Source organism: Helicobacter saguini (assembly GCF_000762875.2).
GTDB lineage: Bacteria > Campylobacterota > Campylobacteria > Campylobacterales > Helicobacteraceae > Helicobacter_A > Helicobacter_A saguini.
The window spans coordinates 85,070-101,870 of sequence record NZ_JRMP02000001.1; the positions used below are offsets into that span (position 1 = coordinate 85,070).

Below are 16,801 nucleotides of genomic sequence, written 5' to 3' on the forward strand. Positions count from 1 at the left end.
GTTTTAGAATCTGCCGCCTAATTAGATTCTAAAGCCCGTTTGTTTGTAGGTTTTGTTGGGCTTACACAATCAACAAGGGTAGCGCATTTCTGGGCTTTTTACTGCAAGTTATCCGCTTTGTTTTCAAAAATCTTTGAATCTAACATAAATATTGTAAAATATCCGCATTTTATGGAATCTAAGGTTGTGAGTATGAAAAATGTGCTAATAATAGGAAATGGTGGGCGTGAGTATGCTATCGCGCTTACTTTGTATCAGCAAAAGTTAGAGAAAAAAAATGATTTGGATGAGATATATTTCGCGCCAGAAAATGCGGCGGCTACGAAGTTTTTGAATGCTAAGGCTTTGAGCTATAAAGATTTTAACGAGCTTTATGAAAACATACAAAAACATAGAATCTATCTAGTGATTATAGGACCTGAAGCGCCCATTGTAGCGGGTTTGAGCGATTTTTTATGGGCGAAAAATATCCTAGTTTTTGCACCAAGCAGGGCTAATGCGGAGCTTGAGAACTCAAAAGTTTTTATGAAAAGCTTTGTAAGCGATTTGGGTGTGCCGACAGCCAAATACAAAAAATTCACCCTAGATTCTATCCATGAAGCCGATAAATTTATAGAATCTTTAAAGCTTCCTATTGTTTTAAAAGCAAGCGGACTTTGCGGTGGCAAGGGCGTTTTGATACTAGATTCTAAAGATGAGGCAAGGGCAAAGTTAGAATCTATGTTGCGTGGAGAGCTTTTTGGCGAGGCAGGGCGCGAAGTGGTGATTGAGGAGTATTTACAAGGCTATGAGCTAAGCATTTTTGCCCTTAGTAATGGCGTGGATTATACGCTGCTGCCGCCCTGTCAAGACCATAAAAGGCTACTTGATGGAGATAAGGGCGTAAATACCGGTGGGATGGGCGCTTATACTTCGCACTCGCATTTCCCTGCAAGGTTGTATGATGCGGCGTTGGAGCAGAAAATTAAGGATAGAATTTTGACGCCGACTTTTAAGGCTTTATATGCTGCGGATGGTCGCGGTTATCAGGGTGTGCTGTTTGCTGGGCTTATGATTGTGAATGGTGAGCCGTATTTGCTAGAATTTAATGTGCGATTTGGTGACCCGGAGTGCGAGGTGCTTATGCCGTTATTTGAATCTTCGCTGCTGGAATTGTTGGAATCTTATGCGCGTGGGGTTTCGCTTGATAAGTCTAGTGTGAAAATAAAAAATAAAAGTGCCGTGTGTGTGGTGATGAGTAGTGCGGATTATGCTTTAGATTCTAAATCAGCTTTGGCTTTTAAGGGTGATTATCCGGCTTTGGTTAGCTTTAAGACGCCTTTAGATTCTAATTTGACTTCTATAGATTCTGCGATTTTAGATTCTATAGAATCTAATTTGGGGCATTATATTTTTGCAAATGTGAGTGTGAAAAATAATGAGATTTATGCAAATAGTGGGCGTTCTATTTTGGCTGTGGGGCTGGGCGACACTATCACTGAGGCAAGAAATAATGCATATAAACTTGTGGAAAATATCGATTTTAAGGGTAAGCATTATAGGAAAGATATTGCATATCAAGCAATTTAGAATCTAAAAAATAAATCCTCAAACGCAGATTCCTTAACCAAGTCGTTTCGCAAGTAGAGAATGGAAACAATCTTTCTCTAAAGGATTCAAATATAGATTCTAACACAGAATCTAAAACTATGCAAGATTCTAAAGATATAAAATCTTAGGATATGTCCTTGTGGTATAATGTAAGCTTTTAGAATCTAGATTTTAATTTTTGCTTTGCAAATTACCCAAACGCTCACCCTATCACCCTTTTTTTAAAAAATATAGAATCTAAATACTATGATTTATTAAACTGATTTTGGATTTTGTAGAATCTGTTTTGTGAAAATTTATTTTATAGAGAAATATATAAATAATAGTTTTTTAAGCTTAATTTAATTAAAAAATAGGAATAATTCTTTAATTTAAATTTAAAGGCTTAAAATGAGTTTTTTACGCAATATTTATTGTTTTGTCTTTGTTGGTGTGATATGCGTTCATAATGTATTTGCTACAAATGGGGGGGGGGAATCTAGATTCTAATGTATTTATAGAACTAACCTCGCCTTGTTGGATAAAAAGGATTCTATAGAATCTAATAACCTATCGCCCACCCACCACCCTATTAAAAAGAAAGATTTTATAGAATCTAATTCTCTAAACGCCGCTTACCGCCCTATTAGTGATAAGATTCTATCTTTAGCGAATAATAAAACGTCGCAAAATATAGAATCTAATTCGCAAGATTCTAACCTATCGCCCACCCACCACCCTACAAGTGAGAAAGATTCTAACACCACAGATTCTAAAAGCACGACAAAAGATTTTAAAAACGACACAATAGAATCTTACAAACTAAACGCCGTAACCACAACGGCAAATAGCACACTTAAGACTTATCAAAGTAGTAGCGGCGTATTAAATAGAGAAATGCTAGAATCTAATCCTAGCGGTAATGGTGATATTACAAGCATTCTTAAAATTTTACCAAATGTGCAATTTGATAACGCCCAGCTAAAAAGCACCACTCCGGGCGAAATAGACCCTGCTAATATTTCAATTAGCGGCGGCTTATATTATCAAAATAACTTTCAGCTTGATGGCTTTAATATGAATAATGACTTAGACCCAGCAAACACTAGGGCTTCTGGCTCTGGGGCTTGGAGCTTATATGATTCAGTAACAGGTGGTAAATCACAAGGATATAATGTTGATACTTCGCTTTTAGATTCTATAATAGTATTAGATAGTAATATAAGTGCGGCGTATGGCGGATTTAGCGGTGGTGTAATAGAGGCAAATACAAAAAATGCTAAGAAAAAATTTGCTGCTAATATAAGCTATCAAATAACGCAAGGTGATGCAAGAGTTGGGCAAACAAGTCTTACAAATTATCATTTATACTTACCAAATAATGATGAATATTTAGATTTTATAAATTCTACTGATGCAGGAAACCAACCACGATTTATAAAGCATCTTTTTAAATCTAGCTTTGAATCTAAATTTAGTGAAAATGCTGGAATTATCGCTAGTTTTACCACAACGCAAAGCTTTATCCCGCTAAATGCTTATTCACAAGGTAATCAAATGGATTTAACACTAGATTCTAAAGAAAAAACACAAAAACGACAAAGCTATAACTTTTTTATAAAAGGACATTATGATATAGGTGAGAATCTAAGAGTTGAAGGAAGCTATGGATATATGCCGCAAAATAATGATTATTTTCGTATTAATATAAAAGATTCTGATATTTCTATGCTAAGCGGTGGTCATTTGGCTGGTATCAAAGTATTTTATGATAATGCTTTGGGAAACCTAACCACACAAACTAATTTTAATCTAACGCAAGGCTCAAGATATAGTGCTGATTATTTAAAAAATTGGATTTTAAGCACTGATAAAAATTGGAATCCGGGCAGAACAGGAAATGGTAAGCAACAGCAAGAAGGAAGCTATGGAAATGTGGAAACAAAGCAGCTTAGTTTTAATATAAAAGTAATGCAAAATTTTAAAGCTTTAGAATACAGATTCTTAGAATCTAAATTTTTAGCTGGAGTAGAATTTGGATATGTTAATGCGTTTTATGAAAGAATTAGCGATGCTATATTTGCCGCGGCTGTCCCTGGTGGCTCAACAAACAGGACACTTATGCCATTAGCACAAGGGCAAATATGTAGTGATACAAATTGGTGTAGCAATGGTATTGTAGATGTAAATGTCTTTACGCAAAATGCCTTAAAAAAAGAATGGGCAAATAATAATGGACAATATTTTAGACATGTAAATATGCTAAAAGCAGGGAAAATTAATGTAGATAATATTCAAGGTGCATTATTTTTAGAAGATTCTATAAAATTTGACTTAGGACTTAAAGGTGGAGCTATAAATTCGCGTTTTGGGCTGCGTTTAGATTATGATACATATATGAATAAGGCTACATTTGCTCCACGTTTTTCTATTAATTATGAAGCCCCATGGAATAAAATGCAAAACGCAAAGAATTTTTCTTCACAACTTACCTTTGGATATAATAGATATTATGGACGTAATCTTTATACCTACGCATTAATGGCTGGCAGAGAAGCTTTGCAGTGGGACTTAATACGAAATGCTGAAACTACAAGCTGGCAAAATGCTGAGATACAAACACAAACTAAGATTACAACTGATTTTAAACAACTAAAAGTGCCATATAGTGATGAACTAATGGGTGGGATAATGCAAAGATTCTATATGTTTGATATTAGCCTTAAATATATACATAGATTTGGTAGAGATGAAGTGGTAGGGACTTGTTTAGAGCGAAATGCAAATAATACTTGCTTATATAGGGGCTATGATAATCATGGGAAAAGTGATAGCGGCGTGCTAACTTTAAGCATTTCTAATGCTAGAGAAATTGATACTTTTGGTATTAAACATTTTTATTTACTAGCTTATGATTATACAAATGTAAAAAGAAATTATACAGATTATACAGAAAGTCTAGCAGGTAGCAGTGTAAATGATGAATATATAAGCTATAATGGGAATCTTATGCGATATAGTGAGCGTCCAGCGGATAATTTTATGAGACCACAGACATTTAGATTCTCTAGCATACATAGATTCAAAGTATGGAAAATCAATTTGACTTTAAGTAACTTTTTTAGATTTAGAAGTAGTTATGAGGCTATGATAAGCGATTTATATCATAAAGATAGCTTTGTGATTGATGGTGCTTTAACAGAAGTAACAACATATAGATTATATAATGTTCCTGCTAGTTTTAATTGGGATATGCGTTTTGGCTTTGATATAGATATATTTAAGGGAAATACTTTATATGTAAATCTTGATATTTTTAATGTTACAGATAGACGAAATATAGCATTGGCAAATCTTAATGTGTCATACTCAAGTGGTGCATTGCAAGCCGTGCCTGTGTATGAAGTAGGTAGGTCATATTGGCTACAAGTAGGCTATAAGTTTTAGAATCTAGATTCTAACATTTATGCAAATTCACAAAACACATAAAGTATTCTTTAGTAATTATATCCTTACATTAAAGTCTATAGATTCTAATATTCATTTGACATTATTATCCTTTTTTAGTATAATCATTTTTGTTTATAATCTTTTATAAAGGAAAGTAATGAAAAAAGATTCTAAAGATTTAACGCAAAAAATACAAATTATAGAATCTAAAAAGCAAGATTCTAAAGATTCTAAAAAACGTAAAAAAATAGATTTTTATAGTCGTTGTGGATTTTTATGTAAAAAATTAAGTGACTATATTTCTAATGAATTTAATAAAAAGTTAGAATATTTAGAACTTTCACATATAGACTGCGTAATTTTATGGCTTTGTCTTAAAGATAAATTTAATCAATTAGAACTCTCACAAATGCTATCTTTCACGCAAATGCCAACTGATAAAAATCAAATACGAGAAAAAATCGACAAACTAGAAGCAAAAAAGCTAATAAAACGCGTCCAAAATCCGCAAAATAGGCGTGAAAACAACATCATTTTAACCAAAAAAGGCAAAGAAATCGCACTAAAAACTTATGAAATAATGGGCGAATTACACAGCGAAATCTTTTTGCAAATCTTAAGTGATAGCGAATATGAAACCCTGCACACACTGCTATACAAGGCAGTAAAAGGGCTTAATTTGTAGCAATTTTGATTTTAAATTATCATCTTAATGCTTAAAATATGATACTTTAGAATCTAGATTCTAAAACTCAAAACAAAGGATAAAAAATGAAAAAAATTGTTGGTATTTTGGCGGTAATTTTGGTGTTTGGATTTGGCGGGATTGCTCTTAGTGGCAGCTCTTTAAAGAAGCTTGATAAGTCGCAAAATGCGGTATTTACGCTAGATTCTAAGCTACTAGATTCTAATATGCAGGGCAAAATGTATAAAATAAAAAAAGATTCTATCATCGCATTTAGCACGAAAAAGTTTGGCTTTGTTGGCGTGGATGGAATCTTTCGGCGTTTTGGCGGGCTTTTGATGCTAAGTGAGAGTGGCGAAATCTTGCAGCTAGTGGGCGAAATAGCCATCGACTCGGTATTTAGCGATAGTGATGGGCGTGATAAACATTTGCTAAATAGCGATTATTTTGATAGTGAAAAGTTTCCGCGTGGCAGTTTTAAAATGAGAAGTTTTAACGCCGAAAATGCCGAGCTTAAGGGCATTCTAACGCTTCATGGTATTAGCCGCGAGATTGTGTTTAAAAGCAATTTAGATTCTAAAAATCTAACTTTGAATCTAGAAAGTCAAATCAACATCAAGGATTTTAATATGAAAGGCAGCAGCATGAGTAGCGACAAAGTGAAAATCATTATAGAGACAAAATGGGAATAGCGTGGTATTATTCTCACAAGTAAAATCCATTTTATGAATACTATGATGAGATTCTAAAAATATGCCAAGAATACGATGTTTCGTTAAGCTTAGGCGATTCATTACGCCCTGTATGTGCGGCGTGGAAAGGCGTGGCAATGCTTTGCTATGTCACGCCAAAAGAGCACCTTGGATTACCTAACGCAAATGACGTGCGTGAGGGAATTATCGCGTATAAAATCGCCGCACACGCCGCAGATATAGCACGTGGGAGAGTGGGCGCCAGGGTGCAAGATGATTTGATGAGTGATGCAAGGTATGCGTTTGACTGGAATAAGCAGTTTGAGTTGGCATTAGATGGCGATAGAGCGCGTGAATTTCACGATGAGAGCCTGCCACAAGAAGTATTCAAAGACGCCGAGTTCTGCTCGATGTGCGGACCAAAATTCTGCAGTTACAAAATCACACAAGAAATCTTCAAAAACTACAAAGAAGAAGAATACACCACGAAATAAGATTCTATAGAATTATAGAATCTAAAATTAGATTCTAATGAATAGTAAAAAGTTAAAATAAGATTCTAAAATCTTATAGAATCTAAAAAGCGAAATGTTGGGAATATGAATCTAAAACAGAATTTAGATTCTAAAGATTTTATAAATTTATAGAATCTTTAAGCAAAAGCGTGGTTAGAATCTTAAAGCCACAAAAGATTCTATAAAGCAATAAATAAATTCTAAAACAAGATTCTAAGAGAGTTATAGAATCTAGATTCTAACGATTCTTTAAATTTATAGAATCTAAAAGGGGGGATTCTATAAAATCATAGAATCTAAGCTATACAAAAGATTCTATAAAACGATTAATAGAATCTAAAGGGGGGATTATTGCTTTAAGCTCAAAAGTGTGTTTAGAATCTGGTCGCTTGTAGTGATGGCTTTTGAGTTTGCTTGGAAGCCTCTTTGCACTACGATTAGCTGTGTTAGGGCGCGGGATAAATCGACGTTAGACATTTCTAGCTTTGAGCCGCTTACGCCACCTCTTCGCCCTGTATTTGCCGCACCAACTATTGGCTCGCCGCTGTTACCTGTTTCACTAAAGATATTATTACCCTCAGCTTGCAAACCTGCGGAGTTAGCAAAGTTAGCAAGACCAACTTGCGCTAGTGCTAGTGTTTTACCATTACTAAATGCGCCAAGCAATGCACCATTAGAGTCAAATCGCACATCCATTAAGTCCCCAGCGTTATAGCCATTTTGCGCGATATTGTATGTCTCGCTTCGTTTATCCACGCTAGTTAGACCATCAAAGGTTTTATTTTTACCAAAGCTTAGCTCTAGTCTCTGCGGAGATTCACTACCATTTTTTGGGTCAAATTGTAAAATAGGTGGATTCATCCCGCCTAAACTACCATCGTTATTAAAGCTAACGCGTCCGCCCTCAAAGACATTTGGCATATCCGCACTTCCGCCGATAAATTGCGCTGGTTCAGGCACGATTGCTCTAAATGTCCATTCTTTATTACCACTTTTGGTAAATTCAAATCTAATAGTGTGCTTACTACCAAGGCTATCAAACATATCAATACTTGTCGCATGTCTTGCGTGAGTGATTTTCGCACTTGCAGTGCTAGCCCCGCCTTCAATTAGTGATGCTGTATTCATAGCTCTCATCGTATCACGCAAAAGGATATTGCTTGAAACCTTATCGCTACTATACGCACTAGCGGTAATTTGCAAGTTTTCAGTCACGCCATTATCATCGTCTTTATTCACCATTTCAAACATACCATAGCGATTTAGCGTTACACTAACGGTTGCTGTGCTTTCTTTATATTCTTTACCCGGGCTTTTTATCATATTTGCATCATATTGCATTAACGCACGCAAATCTTCAGTCGTTTTAAACTGCCCTGTGGTAGAATCTGGGTCTTGGCTTTGCGTATATCGATAGCGGAAAGCGGTAATATCTTTATCGCCTTCTACAAAGTTAGCAAAAGCGCCTGTCCCACTTTTTGTAATTACGATATTTTTCGTATTTACATCGCCATCCATTTCATTTCTATTTTCAAGTCTTATTTGACCATTATCTACATAAGCTTCAATACCTGTCTTATCTCGCACCGCATTTACCGCAGATACCGCCGCTGATAGTGTGCTAGTGCCACTTAAGCCTGAGTCGTTAGTAAAGCTAACTTTTTGCCCATTAATAAATACTATGCTAGGCTCTTTAGTCGCTACTACCGTATTTACAAGGCGAGAAGTGCGATAGCTCATCCAAAAGCCTTGATTTTCACTTAGCGTAAAAGAGTCACCATCACCATTAAATAACGCACCCATATCTTCTGCTAACTGAGTAAGATTCCCTTTAGAATCATACTTTGGACTTACGCCATCTGATGCAGTATAAGTCGTAGAATCTAAAGCCGAAACATTGCTAATATCTTCTACATGTCGTCCAGCACTTAAATTCGCACGAAGTGTTACTTTACTAGTAGGTCGCGCAGGCATAACCATACCTGGGTCTACTTGTATAGATTCTAATGGACCTGTGTTATCCACTTTAAAAAACTCATTATCAGTCATCATAGAGCCAGAGCCTTGGTCTAGTGGGGGGCGATTCCACCCTTGCACTACATAGCCACCATTCGTAACAAGATTGCCCTTAGCGTCAAACAAAAACTCACCATCACGTGTATAGTTTTTAGTCTCGCCCCTATCGCGGCTAATAATGAAAAATCCATCACCCTCAATAGCTAAGTCAGTCTTAACATCTGTATTTTGCGTATTACCTTGAGAAAACACTTTTGTAGTAGCGTTAATCCCAACACCCATACCGACTGAAAAGTCGTTTTGCCCGCCTAATCCATTTTTATAAGGCGAAGTCGCTATTTGCTTTACTTGTGAGAGCATATCCACGAAAGACGCACGAGAATATTTGAAACCTACCGTATTAACATTTGCTATGTTATTAGATTCTACATCTAATGCTACTTGGTGAGCTTGTAAGCCACTCACACCTGACCATAATGACCTTAGCATGCACATCCTTTTAAATAAATTATTAAACTCGTTAAAAGCAAAAGTGATTCCAAAGTAATGGTTGTGATGCATAAATTTAGATTCTGTAATTTGTGAAATTTTTGGTATTATTTTGGTTTAGTTTTGATTTTAAGGTGTGGTTTTGGATTCTAAAAAGGTGGTTTTGGTTACCGGTGGGGCGGGCTTTATTGGTTCGCATACAAATGCGCTTTTGAATGCTTTGGGTTACCACACGCTCGTGCTTGATAATCTTATCTATGGGCATAAAGAGGCTTTAAACTTTTCCTTAAATGATGATATAGAATCTGCTTTGCAAAATAATGATAAAAAAGATTCTATAAATTTAGGACAGAATATGGAATCTGCGAAAAAAGATTCTATAAATTCAACAAAAAACGCACAAAATAAATCTAAAAATATAGAATCTGCAAAGAAAGATTCTAAACAAAATACAGAATCTAAGAATAACAAAATTTCGCAGGGTAGTTTTTCTGCTTCTTATTCCTTGCCCCGCCCTTGTCCACCCATTGAAAAATTAAGCGAAAATGACTATGCAAAAATTAAAATAGATTCTAAAAATATGGAATCTATTGATTTTTCTACGCTTGATAATTTACTAAGATTTGTTAATAATGAGAATGTAGTGATTACCCCCCCCCCCCGTATCATAGTTTAGATTCTAAAAATGCGTTTAAGGATTCTAAAAATATAGAATCCAACTCCCAAGATTCTAAAAATAAAATTTCGCCCTTTGAATCTGCTCTAGATTCAAAGTCCCACCCTTGCCCACCCATTGAAAATTTAGAGCAGATTCAAAGGGCGAAATTCCACAACAAAGAAACCAAAAATATAGAATCTAATTTGCAAGATTCTAACAATAAAAAAATAAAAACCCTTATAAATGCCTTGAATAATGCGTATAAAAAAACTAGTTTCATTAAAGGCGATTTGAGTGATACTGCGTTATTAGACAAGATTTTCACACAATATAATATCATTGCGGTTATCCATTTTGCCGCGTTTGCCTATGTTGGCGAGAGCGTGAGTAATCCTGCCAAATACTACAAAAATAACATTGCAAATACGCAAAATCTGCTAGATTCTATGCTAAAAAATGGCTGTAAAAATATCATTTTTTCTAGCACGTGTGCGACTTATGGCGTGCCAAAACGCCTTCCCATTACAGAATCTGCCGCCCAAAAGCCCATAAATCCTTATGGCTACACAAAGCTAGTGATTGAAAATATGCTAAAGGACTACGCACACGCATACGATTTAAAGTATGTGGCACTGCGATATTTCAATGCTGCGGGGGCGTCCGCGTTGTTTAATATCGGCGAGAGCCACAATCCTGAAACGCACGCCATTCCGCTTATTATCGCTACTGCGTTAGGCAAAAGGGCTGAGTTTAGCGTCTTTGGCGATGATTATGATACTTTTGATGGTAGCTGTGTGCGCGATTATATCCATGTGGATGATTTGGGACGTGCGCATATTTTGGCACTGCAATACTTGCTAAATGGCGGAACTAGCGAAGTTTTTAATCTTGGGAATAATCAGGGCTTTTCGGTTTTTCAGATTCTAAAAGCGTGTGAAAAACTTATTAATTCTAAAATAAATTATAGAATCTGCCCACGCCGAGATGGCGACCCAGCCGCACTAATCGGCTCAAACAAAAAGGCAGCTAAGATTTTAGGCTTTAATTGCATTTTTGAAAATATAGAATCTATTTTGGCTTCCGCATTAAAATGGCATAAAAATGCAAGGTATTAGTATGGATTCTAAAAGCAATTTTATGGATGATACAAATGTTGCATCCAAGAAAGATTCCGCAAATAGCGATATTCTTAAGGATTCTAAAAATATAGAATCTAAGCCCTACAAAAAGCATATTTTGCAATTTAGCGGATATTTTCTTGTGGCATTAATCGCGGTTAGTGTGAATATTATTTCGCGCATTTTATTAAATTTTTATTTTAGCTTTTCGCTTAGCGTGATTGTGGCGTATATTTTAGGGCATTTTGTGAATTTTTATCTTAGCAATCGCTTTATTTTTAAGGCTGATTCTATGGATGGCACAAATGTTACATCCAAAGAAAATATAGAATCTAAAAAAAATTTGCAAGGTAAAATTTCTCTTAGATTCCAAAGTCCCGCCCATTCCAACCCTTCAAAATATAAGAAAAATTTTACCTTGCAAATTTTCACTAAAAACACATTAAAAAAATTCCTTAAATTTAGCCTTGTGGCAAGTGTCGGCTTATGTGTGGCATTTGTTGTAAGTGTATTTAGCCTTAAGATTTTGCAAAATATTTTTACAAATTTTAGTAAAGAAATAATTGAATTTATCGCACACATTTGTGGCATAGGGGCTAGTTTTATCTTTAACTTTTTAGGACATAAGTTTTTTAGTTTTAAAGATTCTATGGAAGTAACAAATGTTATATCCAAGAAAGACTCCGCAAATAGCGATATTTTTAAGGATTCTAAAAATATAGAATCTAAAAACGCTTACTCCCCCTCCCTTGCGGAGGGGGCTGGGGGGTGGGTAAAAAACTCTAATAAAACAGAAAACGAAAATATACAAAAAGATTCTATAAATCTAGATTATAAAAAAGATAACATCCACCTACAAAATAACGCACAAATACCCACCCCCCTAACCCCCCTCCGCAAGGGAGGGGGGAATCCCACTCACAACAAAGTTTCTAGTCTAAAAGATTCTAAAAACCTATCGCCCACAAAATCTATCAACCAAAAGGAGCAACAATGAAAAAAGTAGTAATCATAGGTGCGGGTCCAGCAGGACTATCCGCTGCAAGAGTGCTAAGTGAAAATGGCTACAAAGTAGTCATCTTAGAAGAGAGCGAAAGTGTCGGTGGTATGAGTAAAAGCCTTAAAATGTTTAATCAAATAGTAGATGTCGGTCCGCACCGCTTTTTTAGCAAGGATAAGCGGCTGAATGACTTTTGGCTATCGCACACGCGTGGGCAATACGAGCAGGTCAATCGCTTAACACGCATTTTTTATAACAACAAATTTTTTTATTACCCACTTCGTGGTTTTGATGCGTTAAAAAAGCTAGGAATTATAGAATCTATTATGTGCGTTTTAAGCTATTTTAAGGCAAAAATACGTCCTTTTAAGGGAGATAGCTTTGAATCGTGGGTCGCAAACGCCTTTGGCTATCGCCTTTATAGCATATTTTTCAAAAGCTACACTGAAAAACTTTGGGGCATAAAATGCGATGAATTAGACAGCGACTTTGCAGCGCAACGAATAAAGGGCTTAAACCTTTATGAAGCAGCGAAAGCAGCCTTTTTTGGCGGCGGCGGTAAAAAGCACAAGACTTTAGTTGATTGCTTTAGCTATCCTAAAAAGGGCTGTGGCGTGGTGTATGAAAATATGGCGGATTCTATCCTTAAAAGTGGTGGGGAAATATTGCTAAATTGCAAGGTTACAGGGATTTTAACGAAAGATAAAAAGGCGTGTGGGGTTAGGTTTATAGAATCTAACTCGCAAGATTCTATAGAATCTAAGAGCGAAGATTCTAAAGAACGTGAAATCGAGTGCGACATTGTAATATCCACCGCGCCATTTAAAGATATGGTTTTATCTTTGAGCGAATTAGATTCTAACATTAAAGATTTGGCTAGTAATTTAAAATTTAGAAACACAATTTTAGTGTATGTAGAAATAGATTCTAAAGATTCTAGAATCTTCGCTGATAACTGGATTTATGTGCATAACAAAGCCACGCAAACAGGCAGAATAACCGACTTTGCAAACTGGACAAAAGACTTAATATGCGGACAAAACGCAGAAATCTTATGCCTTGAATACTGGGCAAATGATGATGAAAAATTATGGAATCTAGATTCAGATTCTATGATAGAAATTGCCAAAAAGGACTTATTAGATTCTAAATTAGTGAAAGATTCTAATCTCATTAAGGATGCAAAAGTGCTAAAAATCCACAAAAGCTACCCTGTGTATGAGCGTGGTTATAAGGAGAATTTGCATAAGATTTATGCGGCGTTGGGCGAGTTTAAGGACTTGTATTTTATCGGGCGAAACGGGGCGTTTAAATACAATAATCAAGACCACAGCATTCTAATGGGCTTAATGTGTGCGGATAAAATCTTGGGTAAAGATGTAGATTTGTGGAATATCAACACGGATTATGACTATCAAGAGAGCGGAAAGAGTATGGAATCTAAAGAAAGTTAGTGTATAATATTACATTTCAATACAGGAGTATAGATATGACTACACTAATGCAGTTAAAAGTAGATAAAGAATTGAAGGCAAAGGCGGATAAGTTGTTTGGTGAGCTAGGGCTAGATACGCCAACGGCTTTGCGGATGTTTCTTAGTGCGGCGGTAAGGGAGCAGCGGCTGCCTTTGAAGCTTTCTATAAAAAAAGACCCGTTTTATAGTGATGAAAATATCGCGTTTATAAAAGAGTCAATAAGACAGATAGAACAAGGGAAAGTCGTGGAAAAAACAATAGATGAGCTAGAAAATACAATAGAAGAGAAAGCCCATGCGTAATATTTTGTTTTCCGCAAATGCGTGGTTGCAATACGATGAGATACAAAGGATAAATCATAAGCAAACGCTAAAAATCAATGATTTGCTAAAAGACATCGCGCGAAATGGTGAAAGCGGCTTAGGGAAGCCAGAAAAGCTAAAGGGCGAGCTAAGTGGGTGCTACTCACGGCGCATAGATTCTAAAAATCGCATTGTGTATAAATTTGATGATAATGTATGCGAGATTTTGCAAGTGGGAACGCATTATAATGATAAATAAATTTGTATTTTGGAGTTTTTATGAGTAGATTTGAGCGAAATTTGTTGTGGTTTTGGAGTGGTTTATTTGCGTTGGTTGCGGGGTTGTTTTTTATTTTATCTTTTTTGTCAAGGGATAGAATCTATGAAGCAAATTTGGATTATAAAGATTCTAGTAATATTAATGATTTTGTAAGATATGAAGCAAAAATAAAATTTAAAAATCAAATTTTTAGGGCGCAAAAAGATTTAAGCGATATTGAAATCACTGACTTTAAATTTGCAGATTCTAACGTGAATTTTAAAGCGGATTCTAAGGAAGTAACAAATGTTACATCCAAGACAAACGCCTTAGAATCTAATAACAACGGGGGGGGGGGGGGGGTAAAGCCCTTAGATTCTAAAAATATAGAATCTAACTTGCAAGATTCTAATAATTTACAGAATCTAGATTCTATAGAATCTAACAACCTATCGCCCGCCTACCGCCCTATTAATGATATAGATTCAAAAGATTCCACAAAATATAACCAAATGCCCGCCCACCGCCCTTCTTTAAATACAGAATCTAATAGCCAAACGCCCCCACAAAGCCCTTTTTTAGAGAAAGATTCTAATAACCAAACGCCCACTTTCAATACAGATTCTAAAAACCAAACGCCCATAGAATCTAACAAATTTAAAAACTACCAAATATATAACTTTACCCACCCAAATAACCAAAATTTTATAACTTTTATAATGCCAAAAGATTCTATAAAGCCAACACAAATAACATATAAAACCCATTTTAAACTAAGCTTTCTAACAATGATTTTAAGCATATATTTAGGCGCGATTTTACTTTATTTACTAGCTAAAAAAATAGAAAATAGCAATAGAATCTTAACAAATGCCGCCTTGCTTATGCTTTTAATCGCCGTGATATTGCGGTCTTTTGAGTATATTTTTTATAGAGATTTATGGCTTGATGAAGCCGCGCTAACTTATAGTATGTATGATACGCCTTTTAGAGATTTATTTTTTAAGCCTTTGACACAAGGACAAGCCGCACCTGTGGGCTTTTTAGTGCTTAGTAAAATTATAGGTTATCCCTTTCATTATAATGAATATTCGCTTTATTTTCTGCCCTTTATTAGCGGACTTTTTGTGCTATTTTTGACATATAAAATTGCGTTTTTAGATTCTATAAAATCTAGCTTTTTTACGCCTTTTTTTATCGTGTTGGTTTGCGGTAGTTACGCACTTTTGTATTATTCTACTAGCTTTAAGCAGTATGAATGTGAAGCTGCGGCTGCGTTTTTACTAGTTTATCTTTTTCTTGCAAACAAAAGTTTTAAAACCTTTATAATTGCAACGATTTTTTGCTCTCTTTTTTCTTACACGAGTCTTTTTATCGCCTTTGGTTTGGGCTTTGGGTATCTTTATCGCGCTATTTTTCAAGCGAATTTAAAGCAAGATTCTAATACTTTTATAGAATCTAATTTGCAAGATTCTAAGGATGTAACAAATGTTACGTCAAAAGATTCTAAGGATGTAACATTTGTAACTTCCAAGCAAAATGCCCTAAATAACGATATTACAGAATCTAATTTGCGAGATTTTCAAACAGATTTTAAAAATTCACAGAATCTAGATTCTATAGAATCTAACAACCTATCGCCCACCCACCACCCTATTAATCACACCAAAAACGCTTTAAATTTTTTCAAACAAAACGCCCTTTATATCGCTATTTTACTCGCCTTTGTAATAGCTTATTACCTACTTTATATCCGCTATCAAGCTACGCAATATTTCTATGATTTTTGGGCTAATTATTTCCTACCGCATAATTTAAGTGCGTATCCTAAATTTATTAAAGACAACTGGATTAGCGTTTATAGCGGTTTTAATGCCTTTGGGAATCTTGGCTCTACGCTCTATTTGATTTTAAATATTTTTGGTTATATATTTTTGTGGAAAAATAAACGCGCTTTGTGCGTGGGACTACTTGCTATCGTGGCGACTTATATTGCGTTATCGTGGTTTAAGATTTATCCTTTTGGATATGGTGGTGTGCTTGGTAGCAGGCTTTCTTTGTATATGAGCGTTGTTTTTTTTATTTTGGCTGCATTTGGTGGCGTATTTTTCTATCAGCGTAAAAATACTAGAAATATTTGCAGCGCATTTTTGATTTTTATTATATTTGTGCCGACTTTTCAAATGTCAAAGCACGCATTTAAAAGGGAATATACGCACCATAATGTAAGGGAGCTTATACAAAATATAGATTCTAACTCTAAGATTTTTGTGTATGTGCCGGCAAGACCTGTGTTTGATTATTACTCATATCAGCTTAGTAAGTCGCCAAAATACGAGACTTTTAGCAAGTTTAATCAAACAGATAGTATGCAAGATATGATATTTTTGCGAGATAAATTTATGGAATTAAAAAAGAAAGATTCTAAGGTAAAAGTAAGCATTTTTGTGTGTGAAGGCAATGATAATTTGCATATAAAAATCCCAAATCTAGCAAAAGAATTTGACAAAAATCCTATAATCACGCAAACAAAAGGCGCATTTGTGATAACATTTTTTGTGTAGAATCTAGGT

General features: G+C 35.3%; 13 protein-coding genes and 1 pseudogene. 12 read left to right on the forward strand and 2 right to left on the reverse strand.

Going from position 1 to position 16,801, the window contains the following annotated elements; all coding sequences use genetic code 11:
• Positions 1-39 precede the first annotated feature (39 nt).
• From purD to LS64_RS00465, 5 genes and pseudogenes are all read left to right on the forward strand, one after another.
• Complete coding sequence (gene purD / locus LS64_RS00445) at positions 40-1,569, forward strand: phosphoribosylamine--glycine ligase (protein WP_237416210.1); 1,530 nt, start codon at positions 40-42, stop codon at positions 1,567-1,569.
• Positions 1,570-2,103: 534 nt separating this feature from the next.
• On the forward strand, positions 2,104-5,016 hold the full coding sequence (locus LS64_RS00450; protein ID WP_118949029.1) for a TonB-dependent receptor: 2,913 nt from the start codon (positions 2,104-2,106) through the stop codon (positions 5,014-5,016).
• Positions 5,017-5,176: 160 nt separating this feature from the next.
• Positions 5,177-5,704, forward strand: coding sequence for a MarR family winged helix-turn-helix transcriptional regulator (locus tag LS64_RS00455; RefSeq protein WP_052062302.1), 528 nt, complete (start codon positions 5,177-5,179; stop codon positions 5,702-5,704).
• An 86-nt stretch (positions 5,705-5,790) separates the two neighbouring features.
• A complete protein-coding gene (locus LS64_RS00460; RefSeq protein WP_034569627.1) occupies positions 5,791-6,396 on the forward strand; it encodes a YceI family protein in 606 nt (201 codons plus the stop codon).
• A gap of 23 nt (positions 6,397-6,419) precedes the next feature.
• Positions 6,420-6,890, forward strand: a pseudogene (locus LS64_RS00465) (phosphomethylpyrimidine synthase ThiC); the annotation flags it as partial.
• Between the two features lie 369 nt (positions 6,891-7,259).
• On the opposite strand, the gene flgE reads toward LS64_RS00465, so the two are convergent.
• Positions 7,260-9,416, reverse strand: coding sequence for a flagellar hook protein FlgE (gene flgE / locus LS64_RS00470; protein ID WP_034569471.1), 2,157 nt, complete (start codon positions 9,414-9,416; stop codon positions 7,260-7,262).
• A 142-nt stretch (positions 9,417-9,558) separates the two neighbouring features.
• Between flgE and LS64_RS00475 the strand changes: the two genes are divergently transcribed.
• Positions 9,559-10,092, forward strand: a complete 534-nt coding sequence (locus tag LS64_RS00475; protein WP_118962121.1) for an NAD-dependent epimerase/dehydratase family protein — start codon at positions 9,559-9,561, stop codon at positions 10,090-10,092.
• On the opposite strand, the gene LS64_RS13495 is transcribed toward LS64_RS00475, so the two are convergent.
• Positions 10,082-10,210 carry a hypothetical protein gene (locus LS64_RS13495; protein ID WP_272916631.1) on the reverse strand — a complete coding sequence of 43 codons (129 nt, stop codon included), beginning with the start codon at positions 10,208-10,210 and terminating at the stop codon, positions 10,082-10,084. The genes LS64_RS00475 and LS64_RS13495 overlap by 11 nt on opposite strands.
• 16 nt (positions 10,211-10,226) lie before the next feature.
• Between LS64_RS13495 and galE the strand changes: the two genes are divergently transcribed.
• From galE to LS64_RS00505, 6 genes are read left to right on the forward strand one after another with little or no spacing between them, the layout of a single operon-like run.
• Positions 10,227-11,189, forward strand: coding sequence for a UDP-glucose 4-epimerase GalE (gene galE, locus LS64_RS00480; RefSeq protein WP_034569663.1), 963 nt, complete (start codon positions 10,227-10,229; stop codon positions 11,187-11,189).
• The gene (locus LS64_RS00485; RefSeq protein ID WP_138127216.1) at positions 11,176-12,189 is read left to right on the forward strand and encodes a GtrA family protein; all 1,014 of its coding nucleotides are present in this window, start codon (positions 11,176-11,178) and stop codon (positions 12,187-12,189) included. The genes galE and LS64_RS00485 overlap by 14 nt, the downstream gene beginning before the upstream one ends.
• Positions 12,186-13,646 carry an FAD-dependent oxidoreductase gene (locus LS64_RS00490; protein WP_034569658.1) on the forward strand — a complete coding sequence of 487 codons (1,461 nt, stop codon included), beginning with the start codon at positions 12,186-12,188 and terminating at the stop codon, positions 13,644-13,646. Before LS64_RS00485 ends, LS64_RS00490 begins: the two co-directional genes overlap by 4 nt.
• 35 nt (positions 13,647-13,681) lie before the next feature.
• Positions 13,682-13,969 carry a type II toxin-antitoxin system RelB/DinJ family antitoxin gene (locus tag LS64_RS00495; protein WP_034569656.1) on the forward strand — a complete coding sequence of 96 codons (288 nt, stop codon included), beginning with the start codon at positions 13,682-13,684 and terminating at the stop codon, positions 13,967-13,969.
• Positions 13,962-14,228 carry a Txe/YoeB family addiction module toxin gene (locus LS64_RS00500; protein ID WP_034569653.1) on the forward strand — a complete coding sequence of 89 codons (267 nt, stop codon included), beginning with the start codon at positions 13,962-13,964 and terminating at the stop codon, positions 14,226-14,228. The genes LS64_RS00495 and LS64_RS00500 overlap by 8 nt, the downstream gene beginning before the upstream one ends.
• A 20-nt stretch (positions 14,229-14,248) precedes the next feature.
• A complete protein-coding gene (locus LS64_RS00505; protein ID WP_118949027.1) occupies positions 14,249-16,792 on the forward strand; it encodes a hypothetical protein in 2,544 nt (847 codons plus the stop codon).
• Positions 16,793-16,801: the final 9 nt, after the last annotated feature.